Annotated in this window: 17 protein-coding genes; 5 read left to right on the top strand and 12 right to left on the bottom strand. The window is 65.4% G+C overall.

Going from position 1 to position 20,702, the window contains the following annotated elements; all coding sequences use genetic code 11:
* Positions 1–180: 180 nt before the first annotated feature.
* The 3 genes from B0919_RS16800 to B0919_RS16790 all read right to left on the bottom strand — a co-directional run bounded on the left by B0919_RS16800 (position 181) and on the right by B0919_RS16790 (position 7,864).
* Positions 181–678 (bottom strand): cold-shock protein, encoded by a 498-nt coding sequence (locus B0919_RS16800; RefSeq protein WP_078013460.1) that lies wholly within the window; start codon positions 676–678, stop codon positions 181–183.
* Between the two features lie 315 nt (positions 679–993).
* Positions 994–5,247, bottom strand: a complete 4,254-nt coding sequence (locus B0919_RS16795; RefSeq protein ID WP_176133094.1) for a beta strand repeat-containing protein — start codon at positions 5,245–5,247, stop codon at positions 994–996.
* A 382-nt stretch (positions 5,248–5,629) separates the two neighbouring features.
* A complete protein-coding gene (locus B0919_RS16790; RefSeq protein WP_078013431.1) occupies positions 5,630–7,864 on the bottom strand; it encodes a beta-1,3-glucanase family protein in 2,235 nt (744 codons plus the stop codon).
* 539 nt (positions 7,865–8,403) lie between these two features.
* Between B0919_RS16790 and B0919_RS16785 the strand changes: the two genes are divergently transcribed.
* Entirely contained in the window at positions 8,404–8,949 is a 546-nt protein-coding gene (locus tag B0919_RS16785; protein WP_078013430.1) for a DUF1697 domain-containing protein, read from the top strand.
* Between the two features lie 80 nt (positions 8,950–9,029).
* Here B0919_RS16785 and B0919_RS16780 read toward each other — a convergent pair whose 3' ends face one another.
* From B0919_RS16780 to B0919_RS24840, 4 genes are all read right to left on the bottom strand, one after another.
* Entirely contained in the window at positions 9,030–10,130 is a 1,101-nt protein-coding gene (locus B0919_RS16780) for an L-dopachrome tautomerase-related protein (RefSeq protein ID WP_078013429.1), read from the bottom strand.
* Between the two features lie 134 nt (positions 10,131–10,264).
* Positions 10,265–10,810: a GNAT family N-acetyltransferase gene (locus tag B0919_RS16775; protein ID WP_078013428.1), complete on the bottom strand. Its 546-nt coding sequence runs from the start codon at positions 10,808–10,810 to the stop codon at positions 10,265–10,267.
* 6 nt (positions 10,811–10,816) lie between these two features.
* The gene (locus B0919_RS16770) at positions 10,817–11,026 is read right to left on the bottom strand and encodes a zinc ribbon domain-containing protein YjdM (RefSeq protein ID WP_078013459.1); all 210 of its coding nucleotides are present in this window, start codon (positions 11,024–11,026) and stop codon (positions 10,817–10,819) included.
* A gap of 236 nt (positions 11,027–11,262) precedes the next feature.
* On the bottom strand, positions 11,263–11,433 hold the full coding sequence (locus B0919_RS24840; protein WP_139362192.1) for a LytTR family transcriptional regulator: 171 nt from the start codon (positions 11,431–11,433) through the stop codon (positions 11,263–11,265).
* Between the two features lie 15 nt (positions 11,434–11,448).
* On the opposite strand from B0919_RS24840, the gene B0919_RS16765 reads away from it, so the two are divergent.
* Positions 11,449–12,018 (top strand): outer membrane beta-barrel protein, encoded by a 570-nt coding sequence (locus B0919_RS16765; RefSeq protein ID WP_139362191.1) that lies wholly within the window; start codon positions 11,449–11,451, stop codon positions 12,016–12,018.
* Between the two features lie 123 nt (positions 12,019–12,141).
* Here B0919_RS16765 and B0919_RS16760 read toward each other — a convergent pair whose 3' ends face one another.
* Positions 12,142–13,641: a TPM domain-containing protein gene (locus B0919_RS16760; protein WP_176133092.1), complete on the bottom strand. Its 1,500-nt coding sequence runs from the start codon at positions 13,639–13,641 to the stop codon at positions 12,142–12,144.
* Positions 13,642–13,707: 66 nt separating this feature from the next.
* On the opposite strand from B0919_RS16760, the gene B0919_RS16755 reads away from it, so the two are divergent.
* A complete protein-coding gene (locus B0919_RS16755) occupies positions 13,708–14,508 on the top strand; it encodes a hypothetical protein (protein ID WP_139362190.1) in 801 nt (266 codons plus the stop codon).
* Here B0919_RS16755 and B0919_RS16750 read toward each other — a convergent pair.
* Both B0919_RS16750 and B0919_RS16745 read right to left on the bottom strand, forming a co-directional pair.
* Positions 14,490–15,101: a pseudouridine synthase gene (locus B0919_RS16750; RefSeq protein ID WP_078013424.1), complete on the bottom strand. Its 612-nt coding sequence runs from the start codon at positions 15,099–15,101 to the stop codon at positions 14,490–14,492. The two genes, B0919_RS16755 and B0919_RS16750, sit on opposite strands and share 19 nt — an antisense overlap.
* Before the next feature lie 131 nt (positions 15,102–15,232).
* On the bottom strand, positions 15,233–15,892 hold the full coding sequence (locus tag B0919_RS16745) for a head GIN domain-containing protein (RefSeq protein ID WP_078013423.1): 660 nt from the start codon (positions 15,890–15,892) through the stop codon (positions 15,233–15,235).
* Positions 15,893–16,364: 472 nt separating this feature from the next.
* Between B0919_RS16745 and B0919_RS16740 the strand changes: the two genes are divergently transcribed.
* Together B0919_RS16740 and B0919_RS16735 are read left to right on the top strand one after the other, a co-directional pair.
* Positions 16,365–17,609 (top strand): S41 family peptidase, encoded by a 1,245-nt coding sequence (locus tag B0919_RS16740; RefSeq protein WP_078013422.1) that lies wholly within the window; start codon positions 16,365–16,367, stop codon positions 17,607–17,609.
* 75 nt (positions 17,610–17,684) lie between these two features.
* Positions 17,685–18,548 carry an SDR family oxidoreductase gene (locus tag B0919_RS16735; protein ID WP_078013421.1) on the top strand — a complete coding sequence of 288 codons (864 nt, stop codon included), beginning with the start codon at positions 17,685–17,687 and terminating at the stop codon, positions 18,546–18,548.
* A 110-nt stretch (positions 18,549–18,658) separates the two neighbouring features.
* Here the strand turns inward: B0919_RS16735 and B0919_RS16730 are convergent, their stop codons facing one another.
* On the bottom strand, positions 18,659–19,552 hold the full coding sequence (locus B0919_RS16730) for an SDR family oxidoreductase (RefSeq protein ID WP_078013420.1): 894 nt from the start codon (positions 19,550–19,552) through the stop codon (positions 18,659–18,661).
* 111 nt (positions 19,553–19,663) lie between these two features.
* A complete protein-coding gene (locus B0919_RS16725; RefSeq protein WP_078013419.1) occupies positions 19,664–20,581 on the bottom strand; it encodes a helix-turn-helix domain-containing protein in 918 nt (305 codons plus the stop codon).
* Positions 20,582–20,702 lie beyond the last annotated feature (121 nt).

The following is a 20,702-nucleotide window of genomic DNA, read 5'->3' as shown; positions in this document are numbered from 1 at the left end:
GCCAACGGCCCTGGGTGCACGGCGGCCCCAGCGCGTGGCAGGGGCCAAAAAACGCAGCCTGCTGCCGGGGCACGACGCGGTAGGTCCGCATCAGTCCCCGGCAGCAGGCTGCCCGCGGCATTCCGGTCAGAAGTCGGCCAAGCGGGCAGAGCCCGCGCCGCTACGCCGGAAGCAGCCGCGCTATTCGGGCGTGGCCGGGCTGGCGCCGGGCTGCGCTTCGGTGGCGCGGCGTACCGCTACGGCATTGAGCCCCTTCGGGCCGCGCGTCACCTCAAATGTTACTTTGTCGCCTTCGCGCACCTTGTCGATCAGCTCGTTGACGTGCACGAAGATGCTTTCCTGGCTCTGCAGGTCCTTGATAAAGCCGTAGCCCTTGGCCGTGTTGAAGTTGGTAATCAACCCCGTGCGCACGGACGAGCCTTGGTCGCCATCGTCGTCGCGGCGGCGGGCCCCCAGCTGAATGTCGTCCAGGCTGATTTCCTCGCGCTTCTTGTTCGGATCGGGCGGGGTGGAGGTGATGTTGCCGAACTCGTCGACGTAAGCCAGCATGTCTTCCAGATTCTGGCCCTTCTTGGCGTTGGCCTGCCGCTCTTCCTTGCGGCCTTCCTTTTCCTGGCGCTTTTTCTGGCGTTTCTTCTCGTTCTCGCGTTTGTTAAAACCTTCTTGTCCTCTTGCCATAATGAGTTTGGGAGTGAAAGCTGCCGGGCCCAACATGGCAGCGGGGCACCGGCAGCGTATGAAGATAGAACAAAAACAATTGTTCTCTGGCAATGAGTCCAGTTGAGTTTATTTTCAGCGGGCGCGCAGGCCGCAAAAAACCGGCCCGGGCGGCTGATCAGCAAGCTGATACTAGTCCCGATTGCCGCTTAAAAAACGCGCGCCGGGGGCCAGAAGTTGTGGGCCGTACGGCCCGGCGGCGCTACGCTCCGGCCCAAACGAAAGAAGGCTGCCCAAGCGGGCAGCCTTCCGGTTTCGGTGCAAGTAGCCGAGGCGCTATTCCAGTACTACCTTCTGGGTGTAGGTGTCGCGGCCGGCCTGCACGCGCAGGGTGTAGAGGCCGGTGGTCAGGCCCGTCGTCGATACCTGCTGCTCGCGGGCTGTGGTCAGGGCTTGGCGGCGCACCGTCTGGCCCAGGGCGTTCAGCAGCTCCACGGTGCCGGCGGTAGCCGGCTGGGCGGCCAGGCGCAGCGTGAGCTGACCCGTGTTGCTGGGGTTGGGGAACACGGCCAGCTGGGTGCTGTTGCGGCCGCGGGTGCTGAGTACCGTGGTGCTGATGGTAAAGGTGCCCGTGGCGTCGCTGCTAGCGTAGCCCGATACGGCCACGTAGTACAGCTGGCCCGAGGTCAGGCCGTTCACCGTCACGTTGCCCACGGTGGTGTTGGCCGTGCCGCTGGCCTGGCAGAACACCTGCGTAAACGGACCCGCCGAGCAGCTGGCCGTGCGGAACACGCGCACCATGCCGGCGGCGTCGCCCGTGATGTTCAGGACCTGGCTGGTGCCGGTGGCCGTGAAGGTAAACCACACGTCCTTCGGAGCGTTGGAAGGGGAGCAGGCCGGCAGGTTGATGCCCGCCTGCGTGCTGGTGGTGGAGGCGCCGTTCGAAGCCGTTACCGAGCCGCTGGCCAGCGAAAGAGCCGCGCAGGGCTCGTCGTTGGGCGGCGTCGGCTGGTTGAAGGTCACCGTCTGGGTGTTGTTGCTGGCGTTGCCGTCGGGCTGGCCGTTGGGCTGGCTGGCGGTTACTGTCAGCGTGAAGTCGCCGCTGGTGGGCAGCTGCAGCGGGGTCGTGAACGTGAGCTGCAGGTTGCTGCCGGCCGCCAGCGTCAGGCCGGTGAAGGTCTGCGTGGTGGGCGTACCGCCGGTCAGGGCGTAGCTCAGCGTTACCGACGTGAGCACGGCGTTGCCCGTGTTGCGGATAGTTACCACCACCGGGTTGTTGCCCAGGGCCGCCGGCGTAGCGGGGGCGTCGATGCTAATAACGGCCACGTCGTTGGCCATTACCGAGGCCTCGTAGGCGCCCGGCGTGGGCGGGTTGTTGCGCGGGTTGTTGTTGATGTCGCGCGTTACGCGGGCCAGCGTCGTGCCGGCGCCGTTCAGCAGCACGGCCGTGGGCTGGAAGTTGCCGGTGGCCGCGGCGGCAAAGGCCGGATCGATGCTGAAACTGCGCTGGTCGAAGGCGGCCGAGTTGGCCGTTTTCCAGTTGGCCAGCGTGGAGAAGTTGGCGGTGCCGAAGCGGCCCGTGTAGTAGGTGCTGGAGGTGCCCACCACCAGGTCGTTGTAGTCCGAGGTGATGGTGCTCGTCGTGGTGCTGTAGTACAGCGCGTAGCGGGTGCCGCTGCCGCCGCGCGTCACCACGAAGATGTTGTTGCGCACGTCCAGGTTCAGCGACTGCGACGACTGGTAGAAGCCGTACGACGACGACGACGTGCTGGTGGCCGCGTTGCTGAGCACCACCGTGTTGTGGTAGTAGCGCGCGTTGTCGGCCGTCGTGTTGTAAAGCCCGTACTCGATGCCCGAGCCGTTGAAGTCGTAGATGAGGTTGTTCACCACGTCGTTTTCGGCACCGGCCGTCGCGTCGCCGCTCAGGTACACGCCGTAGGCCGAGCTGGTGCTGGCCGTGTTGCCCGTGAACGGTTCGTGGATGCGGTTGCCTTCCACGGCCGTGGCCACGTCGCCCACCAGGTACACGCCGTAGAAGGTCGTCACGCCCGTGCGGGTGCTGCGGTGGATGTTGTTGCCAACGATCCGGGCGCCGTTGTTGCTCTCCACGTCCACGCCGTAGGTGTAGAAGTCGCGGATTTCGTTGCCGATAATGCGGTTGCCGGTGGCGCGGTTGGTAGTGCTGGCGCCGGTCAGTACCACGCCGTAGTAGCCGCCGCTGATGACGTTGTTCTCGATGCGCAGGTCGTTGGCGTTGCCGGCCGTGGAAACAGAGGCAATGCTGCCGCTGGCGGCGATGCCCGCGGCCGTCGAGCTGGAGGTAGCCGCTGCCGAGCCCGAGATGACGCAGTTGCGGATGCGGTTGTGGTCGGCCTGGCCCACCAGCTGCACGCCGATGCCGGCCGTGGTGCCGGCCGAGGCGTCGAGGGTCAGGTTCTGCAGGGTCACGTAGTCGGAGCCGTTGAGCAGCACCACGGCGGCTTGGCCGGCCGCGCCGCTGTAGGAAATGCGCTCCTTGTTGGCGCCGCCGTCAATCACCACCGTATCGGCAGCGCTGACGCCGGGAATCACGCCCACGGCAAACTGGTCGGTGTAGGGGCCGTTCAGCACGTTGATGCGCACCGGGGCCGATACCCCGCCGCCCGACAGGTGGGCAGCGGCAGCAGCCACGGTGGTAAAGTTGCGCAGGCTGGCTGGCTGGGTGTGGTCGATGGTGTAGGTGCCCGCCAGCGGCGTGTACAGGTTAATCGACTGCGTGTTGTTGCTGGCGTTGGCGTCGGGCTGGCCGTTGGGCAGTGCGGCCGTCACGGTCAACGTGTTGGTGCCGGCCACCAGCGTGCCCGTGGTGCTGAAGGTGAGGGCGCGGGTGGCGCCGGCGGCCAGCGGGGTGCTCAGCGTGAAGGTCTGCGTCACCGCGGCGCCGCCGTTCAGCACGTAGCTCAGCTGCACTGAGGTCAGCGGCGTCAGGCCGTTGTTGAGCACGGTTACCGTCACAGTGCCAGGGCCGGCTACCACCGGCGAAGCCGGCGAATCGATGCTGACCACGGCCGCGTCGTCGGCGCCGGGCACAAACTCGTAGGCGCCCAGGTCCGGCGTGGCGCTACGCGCAGCGCCGGTGATGTCATCGGTTACGCGGGTCAGGGGCGTGCCCACGTTGTTGAGGCTGGCGGCCGTGGGCTGCAGGTTGCCGGTAGCCGGAGCGGTGTAGGCCGGGTCGGCGGCGACGCTGTTCTGGTCATAGGCGCCGGAAACGGCGGTTTTCCAGTTGGCCAGCGTGGCGTAGCCGGTGCTGGCGGCGTAGCCCGTGAAGTAGTTCGGGCCCGCGTCGACCAGCAGGTCGTTGTAGTCGGAGGAAATGGTGCTGGCCGCGGTGCTGAAGTACAGCGCGTAACGGCTGCCGCTGCCGCCGCGGCGCACGGTAAACACGTTGTTGCGCAGCTGGATGCCCGTGGCCGAGGTGGTTTGGTAGAAGCCGTAGGAGTTCGAGCCACTGGCCGAGGCGGCATTGTCCAGCGCCACGGTGTTGTGGTAGTAGCGCGCGTTGTCCGACGACGAGTTGTAGAAGCCGTACTCGGTGCCGAAGCCGTCGAAGTTGTAGATGGCGTTGTTGATCAGCTCATTTTCCGAGCCGCTCGGCGCATCCGAGCCGCTCAGGTACACGCCGTAGGCCGCGCTGGTGGAGCTGGGGTTGCCCGTGAAGGGGTTGTGAATGCGGTTCTTCTCGATGGCCAGCCGCACGTTGCCGGTGCCCAGCGACATGCCGTAGAACGTGCTGACGGTGGGGCGGGTGGCGCGGTGGATATCGTTGCCGATCAGCTGCAGGCTGCTGGTGTAGTCCGCATCCAGGCCGTAGCTGTAAAAGTCGCGCACGGTGTTGCCGCGCACGCGGTAGCCGCCAAGCACGGCCGAGGAGGTGCCGACAATCTTGATGCCGTAGTAGCCCCCGACGATGGTGTTGTTTTCCAGCGTCAGGTTGCTGCCCGCGTTGCCGCCCGTGGTTGGCGAGGTGGTCGAGTTGTTGGCCACGATGCCGGCGAAGTTCGTCGTCGACGTAGAGGTGAGGCTGCTCGTGACGGTGCAGTTGCTGATGGTGTTGTTGTCGGCCCCGCCCAGCAGCTGAATGCCCCAGCCGTAGGTGGCCGTGGAGGTACCGCCCACCGTGGCGTCTACCAGCAGGTTGTCGATGGTCACGTAGTCGGCGCCGCTCAGGGTGATGACGGCGCGCTGCGCGGAAGTACTCGACCCGAACTGAATCGTGCGCCCGCCGCCGTTGATGGTCACGCGGTTGGTGGCGCTGGTGCCGGCAATGGCGCTGAGGCTGAACTGCTCGTTGAACGGACCGCCGCTGACGGTAAACGTCACCGGGCCGCTCACGCCGTTGGTGTTCAGGGCCGCCGCCGCCGCCGCGAAGGTGGCGAAGTTGGTACCGCCCGTGGGCTGGGCGCTGTTGATGGTGTAGGCACCGCTGAGGGCAGAGGCCGTCTGGGCCCAGCCGGCGGCGGGGCTGCCGGCTAGCAGGGCCGCCAGCAGAGCGCCCGCCAGGCGCGGCTGCAGGGTGCGCTTGAGCAGGCTTAGTAGAGGTTGTTGCATGTAAGGGGTAAATGGGTGGAAAAGAAGCCGCCGCTCAGCTGCCCCGCCGGCCGTGCCCGGCCCAATCGGCGGGGTGCCGGGGGCTAACAGGACCAACGAAGGATGCATTCGGCACGGGAAAAGCACCGGTGCTTACAGATGAGGTGGGTGGAAAGGCAAAGTATGAAAATCTAGTGAAGGGCTTGCTGTAATAGCGGTTAACTGTTGTACTATCCTGTTATTGCTATATGTTTTTATTAGCTCCGGCCAATTTTAATCAGAGTTTAATGCCTCTTGCTGCTAGACCGGCGCATAACGGCAAAGCCCGCCCATCGGCGGCTGCCCGAGCAGGCAGCCGCCGATGGGCGGGCTTTAAATCATAGTGGCTCTGGTTGCCGCGCCGTTATTTCATAAACCGGCGCGTAACCGTTTGGCCGTCTTTGCTCACTACCACCAGCGTGTATACGCCGGCGGGCAAGTGGCGCACGGCCAAGGGCTGCTGCGTGAGCGTGCCGCTGGCCACGGGCCGCCCAAACTGGTTCAGGATGCGGTACTGGCTGCCGCGCAGCGCGGCCGGGCCATTCAGGTGCAGCTGGTCCACGGCTGGGTTGGGGTACAGCGTCGTGGCTTGCAGGTCAGCGGTTCTGGCCTTTTCCAGCGACTGATCCGGTGCCGAAGCCATGCGGGCGGCGCCGGCCTTGGAGATGCGCACCCAGTTGAGGTTCCAGCCAGCGGACTGAGCGTAGATGCCGAAGTTGTAGGTGCCGGCGTTCAGGGTGACGGTTCTGGAAACGGTGGTCCAGGTCTGCCAGCTGCCCGTGCCGGGGATGGTGGTGCTGCCCAGCTGGGTGGCGCCCGCGTTCAAATCGGCCGAGATGGTGCCGCCGCTGGCCCCGCTGGCCACGCGGTATTCGATGGTGTAGCTGCCCGTAGTGGGGAAGGTAACGTTGTTCCACACCAGGTAGTCGCCCGCGTCCACGAAGCCCATGTCCTGCCCGCCTTCCGAGCACGTTTCCACGGTCATGCCGTTGTTCACGTTGGCCGCTTCGGCTTCCAGCTGCACGCTGAAGGTTGAGGTAGTGGCCGCGCGCACCCGCAGCGAGGTGGCCTTGTCGTTCCAGTTGCCCGTGCCCAGCACGTTGTTCACCAGGCAGCTATTGCCGGCGCTGCCCACCGTGAGCGAGGAGCCCGCGAAGTTGTCGTTTTCGTAGAGCACTACTTCGTAACCGGCATTGACTTTGAGCGAGGAAACGTCGTCGTTCAGAATGCCCCGGCTCTGCAAAGCCGCCAGGTTGTAGTCGCCCACGGGCAGGTTTACGGCCGTGCCGGTGTAGTTGCAGTCTTTGTACATGGTAGCCACGCCCGTAGCCAGGGGCGGCGTAGTGCCGCCGAGGCCGAAGAAGCCCCCAAACGTAGCCACTACTTTCGTCGGCTGCGGGGTGAGCAGGCTCGAAGACTGGTCGTTCACGTCGTCGTAGGCAAAGCCGTAGTTGAGGTTGTCCACGCTGATGCCGCCCTGGTGCCAGAAGCGGGCGTAATAGTTGGCCGGAGCCGTCAGGTAGTACTTGGTGGCGTCGTACCAGTTCTGCTGGCCGGGGTTAGTGGTAGTGGTGTTCACCACGTGGCGGTTGATGGCCGCGCACAGCTGCGCCTGCACCGCTAGGTCGCAGGGCCCGTCGCCCACGCGGTTGTCCAGCACGCCTTTGCCTTCCAGCACTTCCTGCGTCGTGGGCTTGCGCGTCACGATGCCCGTGCGCCCGGCGAAGCCGCCCGACTGGCCCACCAACGTCAGCCGTCCGTTGCTGACACGGCCCTTGAACACGCCCGCGTCGCCGGCATTAAAGATCAAGTCCTCGTTGACGTACTTGCTCCAGATGGCATCGATGTACGCGCCGAAGTAGTTGGCCTGCGCCCCACCGGCCTGAAATGCCGGCGACTTGCCGGGGCAGGTGATGGTACCGGCCGAGGTATTTAGCAGGCTCTGAAACGCCGTGGGCGCAAAGCTCTGGTAGGCGGCCAGAATGTCGGCGTGGCTTTTCACCTCGCCGGCGCGCTTGTAGTAGCCGCCATTGCCCCACAGCTCCAGGCCCATCGGGTAGTGGTAGGAGTCCACGCGGGTGTGGTTGCCGAAGAAGCCGTACTGGTCGTTGGTCAGCTCAATGAACTCGTAGCGGATACCCTTGTTCGGGTCGCTGGGGTTCTGGAAGTCGGGCGCGGCGTAGCCCGAAGGCGCCCCCGACGGCCCGAAGAAGTACAGGTATAGCTGCTGGCCCTGCGCGATGAACACCCGGCAGCCGACAATACCAGGCAGGGTGAAGGTCTTGTTCGGGATGTTGCTCAGCCGTGTAAAGCAGGCGGCGTACTTCGAGTTCAGGCCCGGGCCGGTGTTGCCGTTGTAGGTCGGCCCGGTCACCGTGTTGTACGAGGAGGACATGGGCAGCACCTGGCTGGTGGCGGCGTTGATCCAGAGGTGGTTGCCGGCCGCGTCCTTACCCACGATGGCCACGTACAGGTCCGAGTCGGGGTAGGGCGAATTGTTGGCAATGGTAAACGGAATGCTGGTCTGGGCCCAGCTGCTCAGCGGCAGCAGCGCGCCGAGCAGCAGGGTAAGCAGGGAATAGAGCGTACGCTTTTTCATAGGAGAATTGGTTGTGGTGGGAAATGGAAGTGGCAGCGGCCGGGCTGGCGTAGGGCCGGCCCGGTGTAGGCATGCGCCGGAGGGCTCCACTGGTAGCAGCGGGGCCGGGGCGCCAGATGGCAGGAAGCAGGGCGTCGTCGGGCGCGGGCGAGGGAAAAGGCGCTGGGAAACCGACGAATCAGCTGCCTAAGCTAAATGCCTTTTGTGCAGAAATAAAAACTAATAAACCGGGCAAAATACTATTTTGCTTTGCCACTGAACGCTTAATGCACACGCATGGAGGCGTACGCTTCGCACGCACTGCCGCGCGGGCCTTGGCGCTGATTGCGCGCTGCTCACCCCCACGGCCCGGTGCTCCGCGCGCTTACGCCACACGCCAGGTCCGGATAAAAAACAATTGCGGTGCCGGGATTTTTTTGCGGGCGGTGTCGAGCTCAGCGCCGGGCTGGCGTTTCAGCGGGCCGCCACTGGCTGAGTGCGCCGCTCTGCCGGGTGGCAGCATCTATCTTGCCGGACCATTCCCTTTACCGCTTCGAGTCATGACAACCTACATTGCCCTGCTGCGCGGCATCAACGTGGGCGGGCACCGCGTGAGTATGGAGGCGCTGCGTCAGCACTTCACCGACCTCGGCCTGCCGCGCGTGCGCACCTACATCCAGACGGGCAATGTGTTCTTCGACGCACCCGCCGATACGGACCGGGCCGTCCTGGCCGCCCGGCTCGAAGCCCATCTGCAGCAGCGCCTGGGCTACGCTGTACCCGTGTTTCTGCGCACTACCGACGAGCTGGCGCAGGTGCTGGCCCTGGAGCCCTTCCGGCAGTATACCGTCACCGACGACATGCGGCTGTGCCTGATGCTGTTAGCGCAGCCAGCGCCCGCCGAGCTGGCCTTGCCACACCGCTCACCCAAGGGCGACTACGAAATTGTGTACCTGACCGAGCGCGAGGCCTTCGTCATCTGGCACCTTATCGGCGGGCGGCCGCCCGCGTCCACAGCGTTTCTGGACAAGCTGTTCGGCAAGCAAACGACCACGCGCTTCGTGCACACGGCCGCCAAGATTCTGGAAGCGGCTCGGCAGGGCTGACCAACCACCAAGCGGCGGGCGCTTCTCCAGATAAGAAACGCCCGCCGCCTGGCGGTTGGTCAGCTGAGGCCTGCCGCGCGTTATTGCGGCAGCACCAGCTTGAAGATGCGGAACGGCTCGGTGCGCTGGGCGCGGGGAATGTGCAGTTGCGAAGTCGTGACGTAAAGGGCGCCGTCGGGGCCCACGGAGAAGCTGTCAGGCCACTTCAGCTGGGCGTCCTGGGCCACCAGCTGCAGCTCGCCGCCCGGCGTGATGCGCGTCACGGCATTGTTTTGGACGTCGGTCAGGTAGAGGTTGCCGGCGGCATCGAAGATCATACCGTCGGGCGCGTTGGTGTCGCCGAGGTACTCCACGCGCTGGCCCAGCTGCGCGGCCGACAGGGTTTCGTCGCGTAGGGCGGCAGTAGCAATGCGGTAAAGGGCGCGGGCCGTCAGGGCGTGAAAGTAGAGGTACTCGCGGCTGGGCGACAGAGCAATGCCGTCGGCATCGATGGAGGGCAGTTCGCCGCTGGCGTTGCGCCACACACGGTTTTCCACCGTCAGAATCAGGTTTTCCGACTTGGTAGAAGGGTGCGTGCCCAGGAGGCGCCGGGACCGGCCGGTGCCCAGGTTTACCACGATGATGGCGCCCGCCCCGGAGTCGGTGATGTAGGCGTAGTTGAGCTGCGTATCAATGCGCACGTCGTTGAGGTAGCTCGTGGGGTACACCACCGTCTCGTCGAAATCGACGCGTTGCAGCAGCTGTCGGCTAACGGGGTCAAACTTCAGCAGCTTGGCCCCGCCCGGCACCACGCCGCGCATCTGCGGCGAGGCCGCATCCAGCACCCACAGCGCGCCGGAGGCGTCGGTGTACACGCTCTGCACGCACACAAACTTGTTTTGCGGCGCCATGCCCCGGCTCCAGGTGTTCCAGCCCGCGTCGGGGAAAGGCGTGGCCTGGCTGCCGCTCACTTCCGCCACCGAGTACGGGATGGTGTCGGTATCCATGCGCGGGAAATTGGCAAACACCCGGCCCTGCGGCGTCACGGCTACGCCGGTCCAGAGCACGTTGGCGGAAGTGGCTACCAGCGTGGGCGTCACATTCAGCGACGTGACGCCTGGCGTTGTCGCGTCGTCGTCATCGTTGTTGCAGCCGGTAAGCAGCAGAAGCAGGCCAAGGCCAAGAGCAAGCAGGTGTTTCATCGCGTAGTCAACAGGAGTAACAGGCCGGCGCGGGGCGCCGCTGTTGGCTCTACGCAATGCGCGGGTGGGTGTTAAGCTGTGAGCCGGCTCGACAGCACTGCTTTAAGGGTTTATACGGAGGCTGGGCGCCGGGTTTAGGCTGGTAGCTGAGCCAATTGCTCGCGCGTGAGCATCCAGCGCTTCACCGGCTGCTCAAAATTCAGCCAGCCGGGCGTGGTCACGTACTCCCGCTCAAAGGCGAAGCCCAGCCGGGCCAGGGTGCGGTTGGGCGCGGGGTTCAGCGCGTACGGCTCGCAGTACAGCCGCTGCAGCTCGTAGGCGGCAAAAAAGCGCGGCAGCGCCAGCCGCACCAAGGCGCTGCCCAGGCCCTGGCGGCGCACTTCGGCGTCCCATAAATGCAGGTGCATGTGGGCCTGCTCGCCAGGCCGGATCTGGTTGATGTTGGTGTGGCCCACCGCCCGGCCGTCTACCTCGAAAATCAGGCAGTACGACTGTTTGGCCGGCCCCGGCGTGTGCAGTTGCTCGGTGAGCATGGCTATCCACTCGGCGCGGCCGGGCATCTTGGCCAGATCCACGCCCATGCCCGTCAGGTGCGCCGGCGAGGAGTTCAGCCAGTAGTCGGCCAGCGGCTCGATGTCGGCCGGCTGCAGCTCGCGCACGGAAAGGGTGGGGGCGGCCACGGCGGCTTAGGCTTTCTTCAGGAACTCCGTGCGCAGCACCATCATCGAGCCGCCGGCGCGGCCTTCCACTTCGGCCGGGCTGTTGGTGAGGCGGATGTTCTTGACCACGGTGCCGCGCTTGAGCGTCTGCGAGGAGCCTTTCACTTTCAGGTCCTTGATGAGCGTGACGGCGTCGCCGTCGTTGAGCAGGTTGCCGTTGCTGTCTTTGGTTTCCATGTAAAGGCTGGGGTAAAAGCGCCGCATACGCCGTGGGAAGCGAGCAAAGATACCAAAGCGGGCCAGCAACGACACCAGCTATGTGGACGACCTAAGTCGTTGTTTACCCCGTCACCCTGACGCAGGAAGGCCCTTCTCACTGCCGACCGACCATCGTCCAAACGACTCGTTCAGGGCAAGAAGGGCCTTCGGCTGCGCCTCAGGATGACGGACGATTTCAGGCCTCACAGTCGGCGCTACTTCTTGCAATAAGCCAGCAGCTCCGGCTTGTAGGAGCTGCCGATGGGAATGTAGGTGTTGTCGTTGAGGATGACGTGCTCGGCCTGCAGCAGCTTGATGTGGGCGGCGGCCACGATAAAGGAGCGGTGCGCCAGGGGCTGCTGAGCACCGCCATCAGCTACGGCCACCACACCAACGTGCTGATGGAAACCTACCGCAAAGACGAGGCGACGAACGTGGTTATCAACTCCTACCAGAACTTTCGCAGCGCCGAAAGCCTGGACGGCTCGGTAACGCTGGTGAAGCCGCTGCTGAACAACAAATGGGCGACGGTGACCACGCTGGGCGTGTCGTACGCCAAGCTGAGCGCCAGCAGCGGCCTCGGCGGCGCCCGGCCCTCGGTGTTCCTGTCCTCCAATCACACCATCACCCTGCCTAAGGGCTTCAAGGCCGAAGTGTCGGGCATGTACATGTCGCCGATGACGTTCGGGGGGCTGGCCTTCAAGTCGCGCTATGGCCTGGACCTGGGCGTGTCCAAGTCGGTGTTGCAGGGCGCGGGCACTTTCGCGCTCAACGTCTCGGACGTGCTGAACACCCAGCGCAACCGCTACGAGGTGCTGAACGCCGGCGTGCGCTCCATGAACGTGGGCAAGGCCGAAAGCCGCTTCGTGCGCCTGAGCTTCAACTACAAATTCGGCAAGAAGACGGTGAAGCCCAGCAAGCGCCGCGACACGGGCGTGGAAGGCGAAAAAGGCCGCATGGATCTGAACTAAGTCCGGTGCGCTGCCGCTTTTTTATTCTTAGTGACCTGATTCCCGTACGATGATTCCGCTGGGGTGGGCGAGGCAGCCGGTACTGCTTCGCCCACCCCGGCACCGTTTTGGGCTGCGGCGCCGTTACCAGCTGCTGCCCGCCCCGCCGCCACCCGACGAGCCCCCGCTGCTGCTGGACCACGAGCCGCCTGACGAGGACGAGGACCCGCTTGAGAAAGACGAGCCGCCCGACGAGCTACGGGTCAGGCGCGGCGTGGTGAAGCGGGTTTTCTGCTCGTGGCCGCAATGGCGGCAGCGGGTCATGTCCCAGCCCCAGCCGCCGGCCTCGTAAGTGGCGTGCGTCACCACCTGCCGGCCGGCATCCAGCAGCGTGCGGTAGTGGCACGCCGGGCAGGGCTGCGCCTCGGTGCCGGGGTCGGGGTAGTTGAGCTTGAGGGTGTGCTGGCAGGCGTCGCAGTGCCACACGTCGTGGTCCACGGAGCGGAGCTTTTCCTCCACCTGCTCACCCGCCTGCAGAAACGCATCTTCCTCGTCTTCGCCCAGGCGGCGCATGGGCCGGCTGCAGCTCGGACAGCTATACGGCGTTTCGCGTAGGGCTTGTAGCTGCTGCTGGTGCCGGGCCCAGTACCACACCAGCGGCAGCGGAAACACGTAGGGCGCAAAGCCCAGCCCGTGGTGGGCCTGCCGCAGATAGGTGTATTGGGCGTGGCGGCTGCGGCCGGCGTATTGCTGGATCAACGTGCGCCCCACACGGCGAAAATAGGCCCACAAATACGCCCCTGGTAGCAGGTATGCCACCACCAGCAGCAGCCAGCCATTCAGGCCACCCGTTGAGAAAAACGCCAGCAGAATCAGGCCAAACGGCAGCAGGATAACCAAAGCCAGTGCCTCCCGGTGCGGGTGCCCCTGCGTGGTGCGGTACCACAGCGTGCTGTAGAGCACCAGGGCCGCCAGCCCGATAAGCAGCGTGCCGAACACAGGCAGCAGCGGGGAGCTTGTCGGGGCTTCGGGGTAAAGTTCCGCGTCGGTACTGCCCGCCTCCGCCGTGTCCTCAGTCAGGCCCAGGGTCACGCCCGAGGCCGCTTCCTCCTCGAAGGAGCCGGTGCCGAGCTGGCGAATGAGGGCCGCCACGCCCTGGCGCACGGCTTCGTCGGGCTGGCCGGCGCGCAGGGCGGGCACCATGTAGCGCTGCTGAATGCGGTAGCACACCACGTCGGGCACATCGGCTTCCAGACCGTAGCCGGTTTCGAACTCCACCCGCCGCTGGTCCATCACCAGCAGCATCAGCAGGCCGTTGTTCTTGGTCGGGTCACCGATTTTCCAGCGGTTAAACAGCGCCGTGGCCGCCGTTTTGGGCACGGCCTCGCCGATGCTCTGCGCCACCACTACGTCGATGTGCGCGCGGCCGCTCTGGTCCAGGGCCCGCAGCGTGGTGTTGAGTTCGGCCACGGTCGCGGCCGCCAGGATGCCGTCGGGGTTGCTGACGTAGGTTTCGCCCAGGCGTTTGGGGTCGGGAATGCGCGTGAGGTAGGCGTCGGAGGACTGGGCCGCCAGCCGTAGCGGCGCAGTCAGCAGGTTCAGCAGGATAAATAAGGCTGGAACGCGGAATAGCACGGATAACATGCCGGAAGATAAAACGACCAGCTGCATCTTTGCTAAGCCTCGTTCCGGGCCGTTACCTATCCGCTAGTGAAATACCGTGCATTGTGCGCCGCCGCGCTGCTGAGCGCCTGCGGCCAAACTGCGGAACGCGCCACTAACAAGGCGCCCGAAAGCCCCGCCGCCACCGTTGCCGCGCCAGCCCCCGCGCCGCCCACCGACACCTTCCCGTCAACACTTCCGCCAACGGCTGCCGGCCAGCCCTGGCAGCTGCTGCCCATGGGCGAGCGGGTGGGGCCCCGGCCGCTGGCCGTCGAGACGGTAGGCGCCACGGAGCTGCGCAATATGCGGGAGAAACTTGGGGAGCCCACTGAGCTAGTCAAAGGCCGCTGGCTGGCGTTTGATGACCAGTATCTGCTGTATCGGGCGTCGCCACGCGACACGGCCTGGCTGTCCTTTGAGCTGACATTTGACGACGACAAGGCCTCCGGTGAGCGGGGCGATATTACCCTCGCAGAGGTCAACTTGGACGGCCGCGGCGCGCCCGAAGCCGTCGTGGAAATTCACAGCGAAGTCAATGGATCGGGTGGGGGCAGCCGTTGGCGCACCCTCAACGTTATCGACGTGGCGCGGCAGCAACTGCTGCTGCACACGACCCTGGCCGACTTCACCGAAGCCTTTCCCGACTACGCGCTGCTGCACGGCGACACCCTCGCGCCCGAGGAAATAACGGAAGGCTGCGAGCGGACCGTGCAGGTACGCGGCCGCGAGGTGCTTATCAGCGGGGGCTACGACGTGAACGATACCGGCAAACGCTGCCAGCTGCCGGGCCTGCGCGCCGGCCACTACCGCTACCACGGCAGGCGCCTGTATTACCGCCCCGGGCGGTAGTCCGCTGCCGGGCCGGCTGCATCCAGATCGGCTACTTCCCGCACTTCCCCGGCGGCCATCCCGCCCAGCCACAGCCCGCCGATACGCACCCGCACCAGCCGCAGCGTGGGAAAGCCCACGGCCGCCGTCATCTTGCGCACCTGCCGAAACTTGCCTTCCGTCAGCGTCAGGCTGACCCAGCTGGTGGGGCCGTGCCGCTCGTCGCGGATGCGCTTGCCGCGCGGGCCCAGCGCCGGGGCTGATTCCAGGCGGCGGGCGCGGCAGCTGGAGGTCTGGTATTTCACGTCGCGCACGCCGATTTCCACGCCCTGCTGCAGCCGGGCCACAGCCTCGTCGGTGATGAGCCCGTCGACCTGCGCGTAGTACTCCTTTTCCACCCCACCGTTGCGGATTTGCTCGCTCACGCGGCCGTTGGTGGTGAGCAGCAGCAGTCCTTCGCTTTCCTCATCTAGCCGCCCGATGGCCATGGTGCCCGCCGGAAAGTCGTACAGCTCGCCCAGGAAGCGTTTTTTGCGCGCCTCGCGGGCGTCTTCGCTCACAAACTGGCTGAGGTAGCCGCAGGGCTTGTGCAGGATGAAATGACGGTGCGCCATGCGGAACGTGGACTCAGCTGAAACGCAAAAATAGCCCCGCCGGCGCGAACGGCCGGGCTGGCAGCCGCGGGGCAAGCAAAAACCGCCCGGCTGCGGGGCCGGGCGGTCAGTACTTTGGAGCGGAGTAGCGACTAGCGCACCAGCCGACCTTTGCCCTTGTAGTGCACGTCGCTGGCGCCGGAGCTGCGCGCGCTCAACTCCTGGTCCACGTACACGTAGGCGTCGCTGGCGCCGGAGGCTTGCACGGTGGCCTGCTGGCTGTGCAGGTCGTAGGCGCGGTAGTCGCTGGCGCCGCTCACGTGCACCTGCTGCTGCTCCACGCGGCCGGTGAGGCGGATGTCGCTGGCGCCGCTGGCCGAGGCCGTCAGCTGCTTGGCGTTGAGTTGCATAGTCACGTCGCTGGCGCCGCTCACTTGCAGTTGGAAGTTGTCGGCGGTGAAGGCGCCCACGCTCTTCAGGTCGCTGGCGCCGCTGAGCTGCACGCCGGTGAGGCGCGGGCAGCTCACGTACACGGTCACCTTATCCTTCTTGGAGAAGACGCTATGGTCGTGCCCGTCGTGGCGGATGCGCAGCTTGCCGTCCTGCACTTCGGTGATGATGTGGGCCACCTCATCGGTCGGGCCGTCCACTTTTACTTCGGTGGCGGCACCCTGCTGCAGCACCACATTCACGGCGCCGCTGGCGTGCACCTGCTCGAAGGAGGAAACCGGGCGTACCTGCTGGGCCAGGGCCGCTACCGACGAACAAACAACAAGCGCGGCCGCGGCCAGGGAGTAGCGAAACGTATTCATAGCTTGGAAAAGGAGTTGAGTGGCTGGGTTCGAAGCGGTAGATGCCGCCGCCGCGGGCAGCGTTGCCTGAAGCGAAGAAATTTTCTTTTGCCGCCGGGCTGCCTGTATTTTTCCCGCGGCGTCAGACCAAGCTTCGGGCTGGCATTATGAGTCGAGTCCCCTCTGCCGCCAGATGACTCAAGGGGCAGAGGAAGGCGCAAGCCAAGCAGCTATGCCGCTTCGCAAGGCCGTCATGTCGAGCTTGTCGAGACATTTCGCGGGCTGACGTCCTAGAATAACCCCACCGAATAGGATAGTACCTGACGTCAGCCCGCGAAATGTCTCGGCAAGCTCGACATGACGTTCTATTGATGCTGGGCAACCAAGCGGTAGAGACGCTTCAACGGGACTCAACCTGACCTAAAACGAACTCCCAACACGCTTTGAGTCCGTGGGCGTTGTTGTAGGTTGCGGCCTTAGCTGATACCTATTTATGAAGGCTATTGCGCACTTGCTTGCCGCTTCGTTGCTGGTTCTGTCTCTTTCGGCCGCCGCTCAGACCAAACTGACACCCGCGCAGTACGCGCAGGACGTGGAATATTTCTGGCAAACCGTCAACGACAACTACGCCTACTTCGACCAAAAGCAGACCGACTGGGCCCGCGTGCACGCCGTGTACCGCCCCCAGGCCGATACCCTCAGCTCCCGCCGCTCGCTCGTGCGGCTGCTCGAAACCATGCTCGGCGAGCTGTACGACCACCACGCCGGCCTCGGTACCAATCAGCCCGACTCGCGCCGCCTCGTGCCCTCGGCCACCGATGTATACGCCCAGTGGCAGGGCGGCCGCGCCGTAGTGGTGGATGTGCGCCGCGGCTTTGGAGCAGAGCGGGTAGGGGTGCGGCCGGGCGCCGAAATAGTGCAAGTGGAGGGGGTACTAGTGGAGCAAGCCATCCGGCCCTACCTCGCCCAAAACCTGAAAAGCCCGGACGAAGCCGCCCGCAACTACGCCCTAAACCTGCTGCTGGCCGGGGCCCACAACGCCGAGCGGCGCTGGCTCGTGCGCACCGCCGGCACCGAAGCGGAGGTACTGCCCGACCGTCCGCAGCCCTTGCTGGAAAACATTCGCTTTGCCCGCAGCCTTGAAAGCCGCCGCATCGGCAGCACCGGCTACCTCAAAATCAACAATTCCCTGGGCGACAACGCGCTTATTCCGGCCTTCGACAGCGCCCTGACTGCGCTGCAAGACACCAAAGCCCTGATTCTGGACCTGCGCGAAACGCCCAGCGGCGGCAACACCACCGTGGCCCGCGCCATCCTGAGCCGCTTCATCACCCGCGAGCAATACTACCAACAGCACGAGCTGGTAGGCGAGGAGCGAGCCTTCGGGGTGAAGCGCAAGTGGGTGGAGCTCGTGACGCCCCGTGGTCAGCCGTACACCCGGCCCGTGGTGCTGCTGGCCGGGCGCTGGACCGGCAGCATGGGCGAGGGGCTTGCCATTGCCTTTGATGGCATGAAGAGGGCCACCGTGCTCGGCACCGAGCTGGCCCGGCTCAACGGCGCCATCTATTCCTTCCGCCTGCCCAACTCGCGCATCGGCTTTAGTATACCCACCGAAAAGCTGTACCACGTCGACGGCACACCCCGCGAAAACTACGTGCCCAAAGTGCCGGTGCCGCCCGCCGCCAGTAGCTCCACGCACGATGTCGCCCTGGCCGCCGCCCTGCGCCGGCTGCGCTAGCTGCCCCGCCGTCGACCATAACCCCGCTTGCCGCATGCCCGTTAGGCACTAACTCACAACCAACCTGTTGAAGCTATGTCTGACAAGCCCACGCTCTTTCCGCCCCAGCACCAGGACCAGCAGCCGGGCCTGGAAAGCGAGATGACGCCCCAGCCCGAATACATCCGCCCCAACTACAAAGGCGCCGACAAGCTGCTCGACAAAGTGGCCCTCATCACCGGGGGCGACTCCGGCATCGGCCGGGCCGTGGCCGTGCACTTCGCCCGCGAGGGGGCCGATGTGGCCATCGTGTACATGCCATCGGAGCAGGAAGACGCCGACAAGGTGCGGGAGTTGGTGGAGGGTGCCGGCCGCCGCTGCCTGCTGCTCGCCGGCGACCTGCGCCAGCCCGAGTTCTGCCAGCAGGTCGTGGAGCGCACGGTGCAGGAATTCGGCCGGCTGAACATCGTGGTGAATAACGCCGCCGAGCAGCACTTCCACAAAAGCCTGGAGGAACTGCCCGACGAGGAGCTGGAATCGGTGTTTCAGGTCAACATCCTGGCCCAGTTTCGCCTGACCCGCGCGGCGATGAAGCACCTGAACGAGGGGGACAGCATCATCAACACGTCGTCGGTCAACGCCTTCCGCGGCAACGAAAGCCTGCTCGACTACAGCGCCACCAAGGGCGCCATCACTGCCTTTACCCGCTCGCTGGCTTTGCAGCTGGGCAGCAAGGGCATCCGCGTCAACTCCGTGGCGCCGGGGCCCATCTGGACGCCCTTTATCCCCAGCACGGCCAGCGCCCTGCAGACGGCTACCTTCGGCCGCGACACCACCATGGGCCGCGCCGGCCAGCCCTCGGAAGTAGCCCCGGCGTATGTGTTTCTGGCCTCCGAAGACGGCTCCTACTTCACTGGCCAGACGCTGCACCCCAACGGCGGCTCGGTCGTCAATGCTTAAGGGCTGAGTACGATTCGATAAAAACAAGCCGCCCCGGCAAGGTGCTGACTACCTGCCGGGGCGGCTTGTTGGTGTATTGTATGCTGCGCGGGGCCGCCCTGCTGCGCCGATTAGCTGACGAAATAATGCCCTTGCTCCAGGTCGGCGAGCAGGCCGATGCCGGTGGGCTGCCAGCCCAGCCGCTGCTGCGTGAGCGTGCTCGACGCCGGGATGTCGAGCGCCACGAAGTGGGCCATCCAGCCCAGGTGGTCGGCGGCCTCCGCAGGCGTCTTGGACACGACGGGAACCTGTAGGTGGCGGCCGATGACTTCGGTAATGTCGCGTATGGGCACGCCCTCGTCGCCGACGGCGTGGTAGCGGGCGCCGGCCGTGCCCTGCTCCAGCGCGAGGCGGTAGAGCCGGGCCGCATCCTGACGGTGCACGGCGGGCCAGCGGTTGTGGCCGTCGCCCACGTAGGCCGCGGCGCCTTTCTCCTGCGCTGTGCTGATCAGGTACGGCACGAAGCCATGGTCGCCCGCGTCGTGCACCGAGGCGGCCAGGCGTATCACCATGGCGCGCACGCCCTGCGCGGCCAGGGCCTGGGCCGCGCCCTCCGAATGGCGCATGGCCGGCACGTTGGGGTCGAGCGCGTCGTCTTCAGTAGCCAGCGGCCCCGACTTCTGCAAACCGGCAAAACCGGAAGTGACGAGCAGTGGGCGGTCGGAACCGGCCAAAACGGCCCCAAGGGCCTCAATGGCGCGGCGGTCGGCCTCGGCCGCGGCGGCGTAGCGGGTGAAGTCGTGGATGAAAGCGGTGTGGATGACGCCGTCGGCGCCGGCGGCACCGCGCTGCAGGCTGTCGAGGTCTTCGAGTGTGCCGCGATGCACCTCGGCCCCGGCCGCTGCCAGGGCCTGGGCTCCTGCCTCCAAGCGGGCCAGGCCGAGCACTTGGTGGCCCGCGCCGAGTAGTTCCTGAACGACGGCCGAGCCGACAAAGCCCGTGGCGCCGGTAACGAAAATTCGCATGGTTGATCCTTTGAGGGTGTGGTAATGGACTACTCCGCAAAGGTGAAGGCGGCCGGGCGCGGCGGCTTTGCGCGGCTCAAACCATCTGCTGCGCAATTCAAACAACCGGCTTTAGTCGCGGAAGCTACCCGGTGCCACGCCGGTCTGCCGCTTGAAGAAGTTGCAGAAATGGGCCGTATCGGCGTAGCCCAGGCTGTCGGCAATTTCCGAGACGGTCCAGGTAGTTTGCTTCAGGAGCATCTTGGCTTCTTGCGCCACCCGGCTGCCGATGAGCGCGGTGGTGGTGTGGCCGGTGGTTTCTTTGAGCACGCGGTTGAGGTGGTTCACGTGCACGGCCAGCGCATCGGCGTAGTCGCGGGCCGTGCGCAGGCCCAGCTGCTGCTGCGGAGTGGCCAGCGGAAACTGCCGCTCCAGCAGCTCGGCAAACTGCGCCGAGAGGCGGGCCGAGGCGTTGTGCGCGGCGGCCGGCACCGGGGCGGGCTGCAGCTTCTGCCCGGCGTGAATCAGCTCCCAGAGGTAATTGCGCAGCAGGTCGTATTTGTAGGCGTAGCCGGAGGCCATTTCCCGCGTCATCTTTTCGAAAATCACTTCGATGGCCGTGTACTGAACCGGGGTGAGCAGCAGCACCGGGCAGGCGCCGGGCTGCAGCACCGGTAGTTCTTCCAGCAGCGCGCTGCCCTGGCCGGGTCGCAAAAACTCTTCGGTGAAGATGCAGAAGTAGCCGCGCTGCTCCTGGTCATGGGGCTGCCACCGGTAGGGCACGCGCGAGGTGGCAAACCACAGGGCATACCGCGTTACCTCCACGTGCTGGTCGGCGTACTCGATGCGGCTGCGCCCCGCCACCAGGCTGATTTTGACGAACGGCCGCCGGTCGAAGGTCATCGGCGGGCGCTCTTGGCGGCGGTGCATCAGCACGGCCACGTCAAACACGTTGAAATGCCCGATTTCGCGCTGCTGGTCCGGCGGCCCGGCCGCGCCTGGTTCTATGGCTAGTTTGGTGTAAAACTCTTCGAGGGCGTTGCTGGGCATGTGGGCGGGCTGTAAAAATCAAATATACAGCTGGCAAACTACTAGAGCGCGGAATTCCGTCCGCGCTGCCCGTTCATGCGCCGCACATCTGCCGCCCACTTACTTGCTCGCTGCCGCCGCT

The organism is Hymenobacter sp. CRA2 (genome assembly GCF_002007105.1).
Classification (GTDB): domain Bacteria; phylum Bacteroidota; class Bacteroidia; order Cytophagales; family Hymenobacteraceae; genus Solirubrum.
Note: the sequence above shows the minus strand (reverse complement) of the source record. Positions and strands in the feature narration are given on the sequence as shown.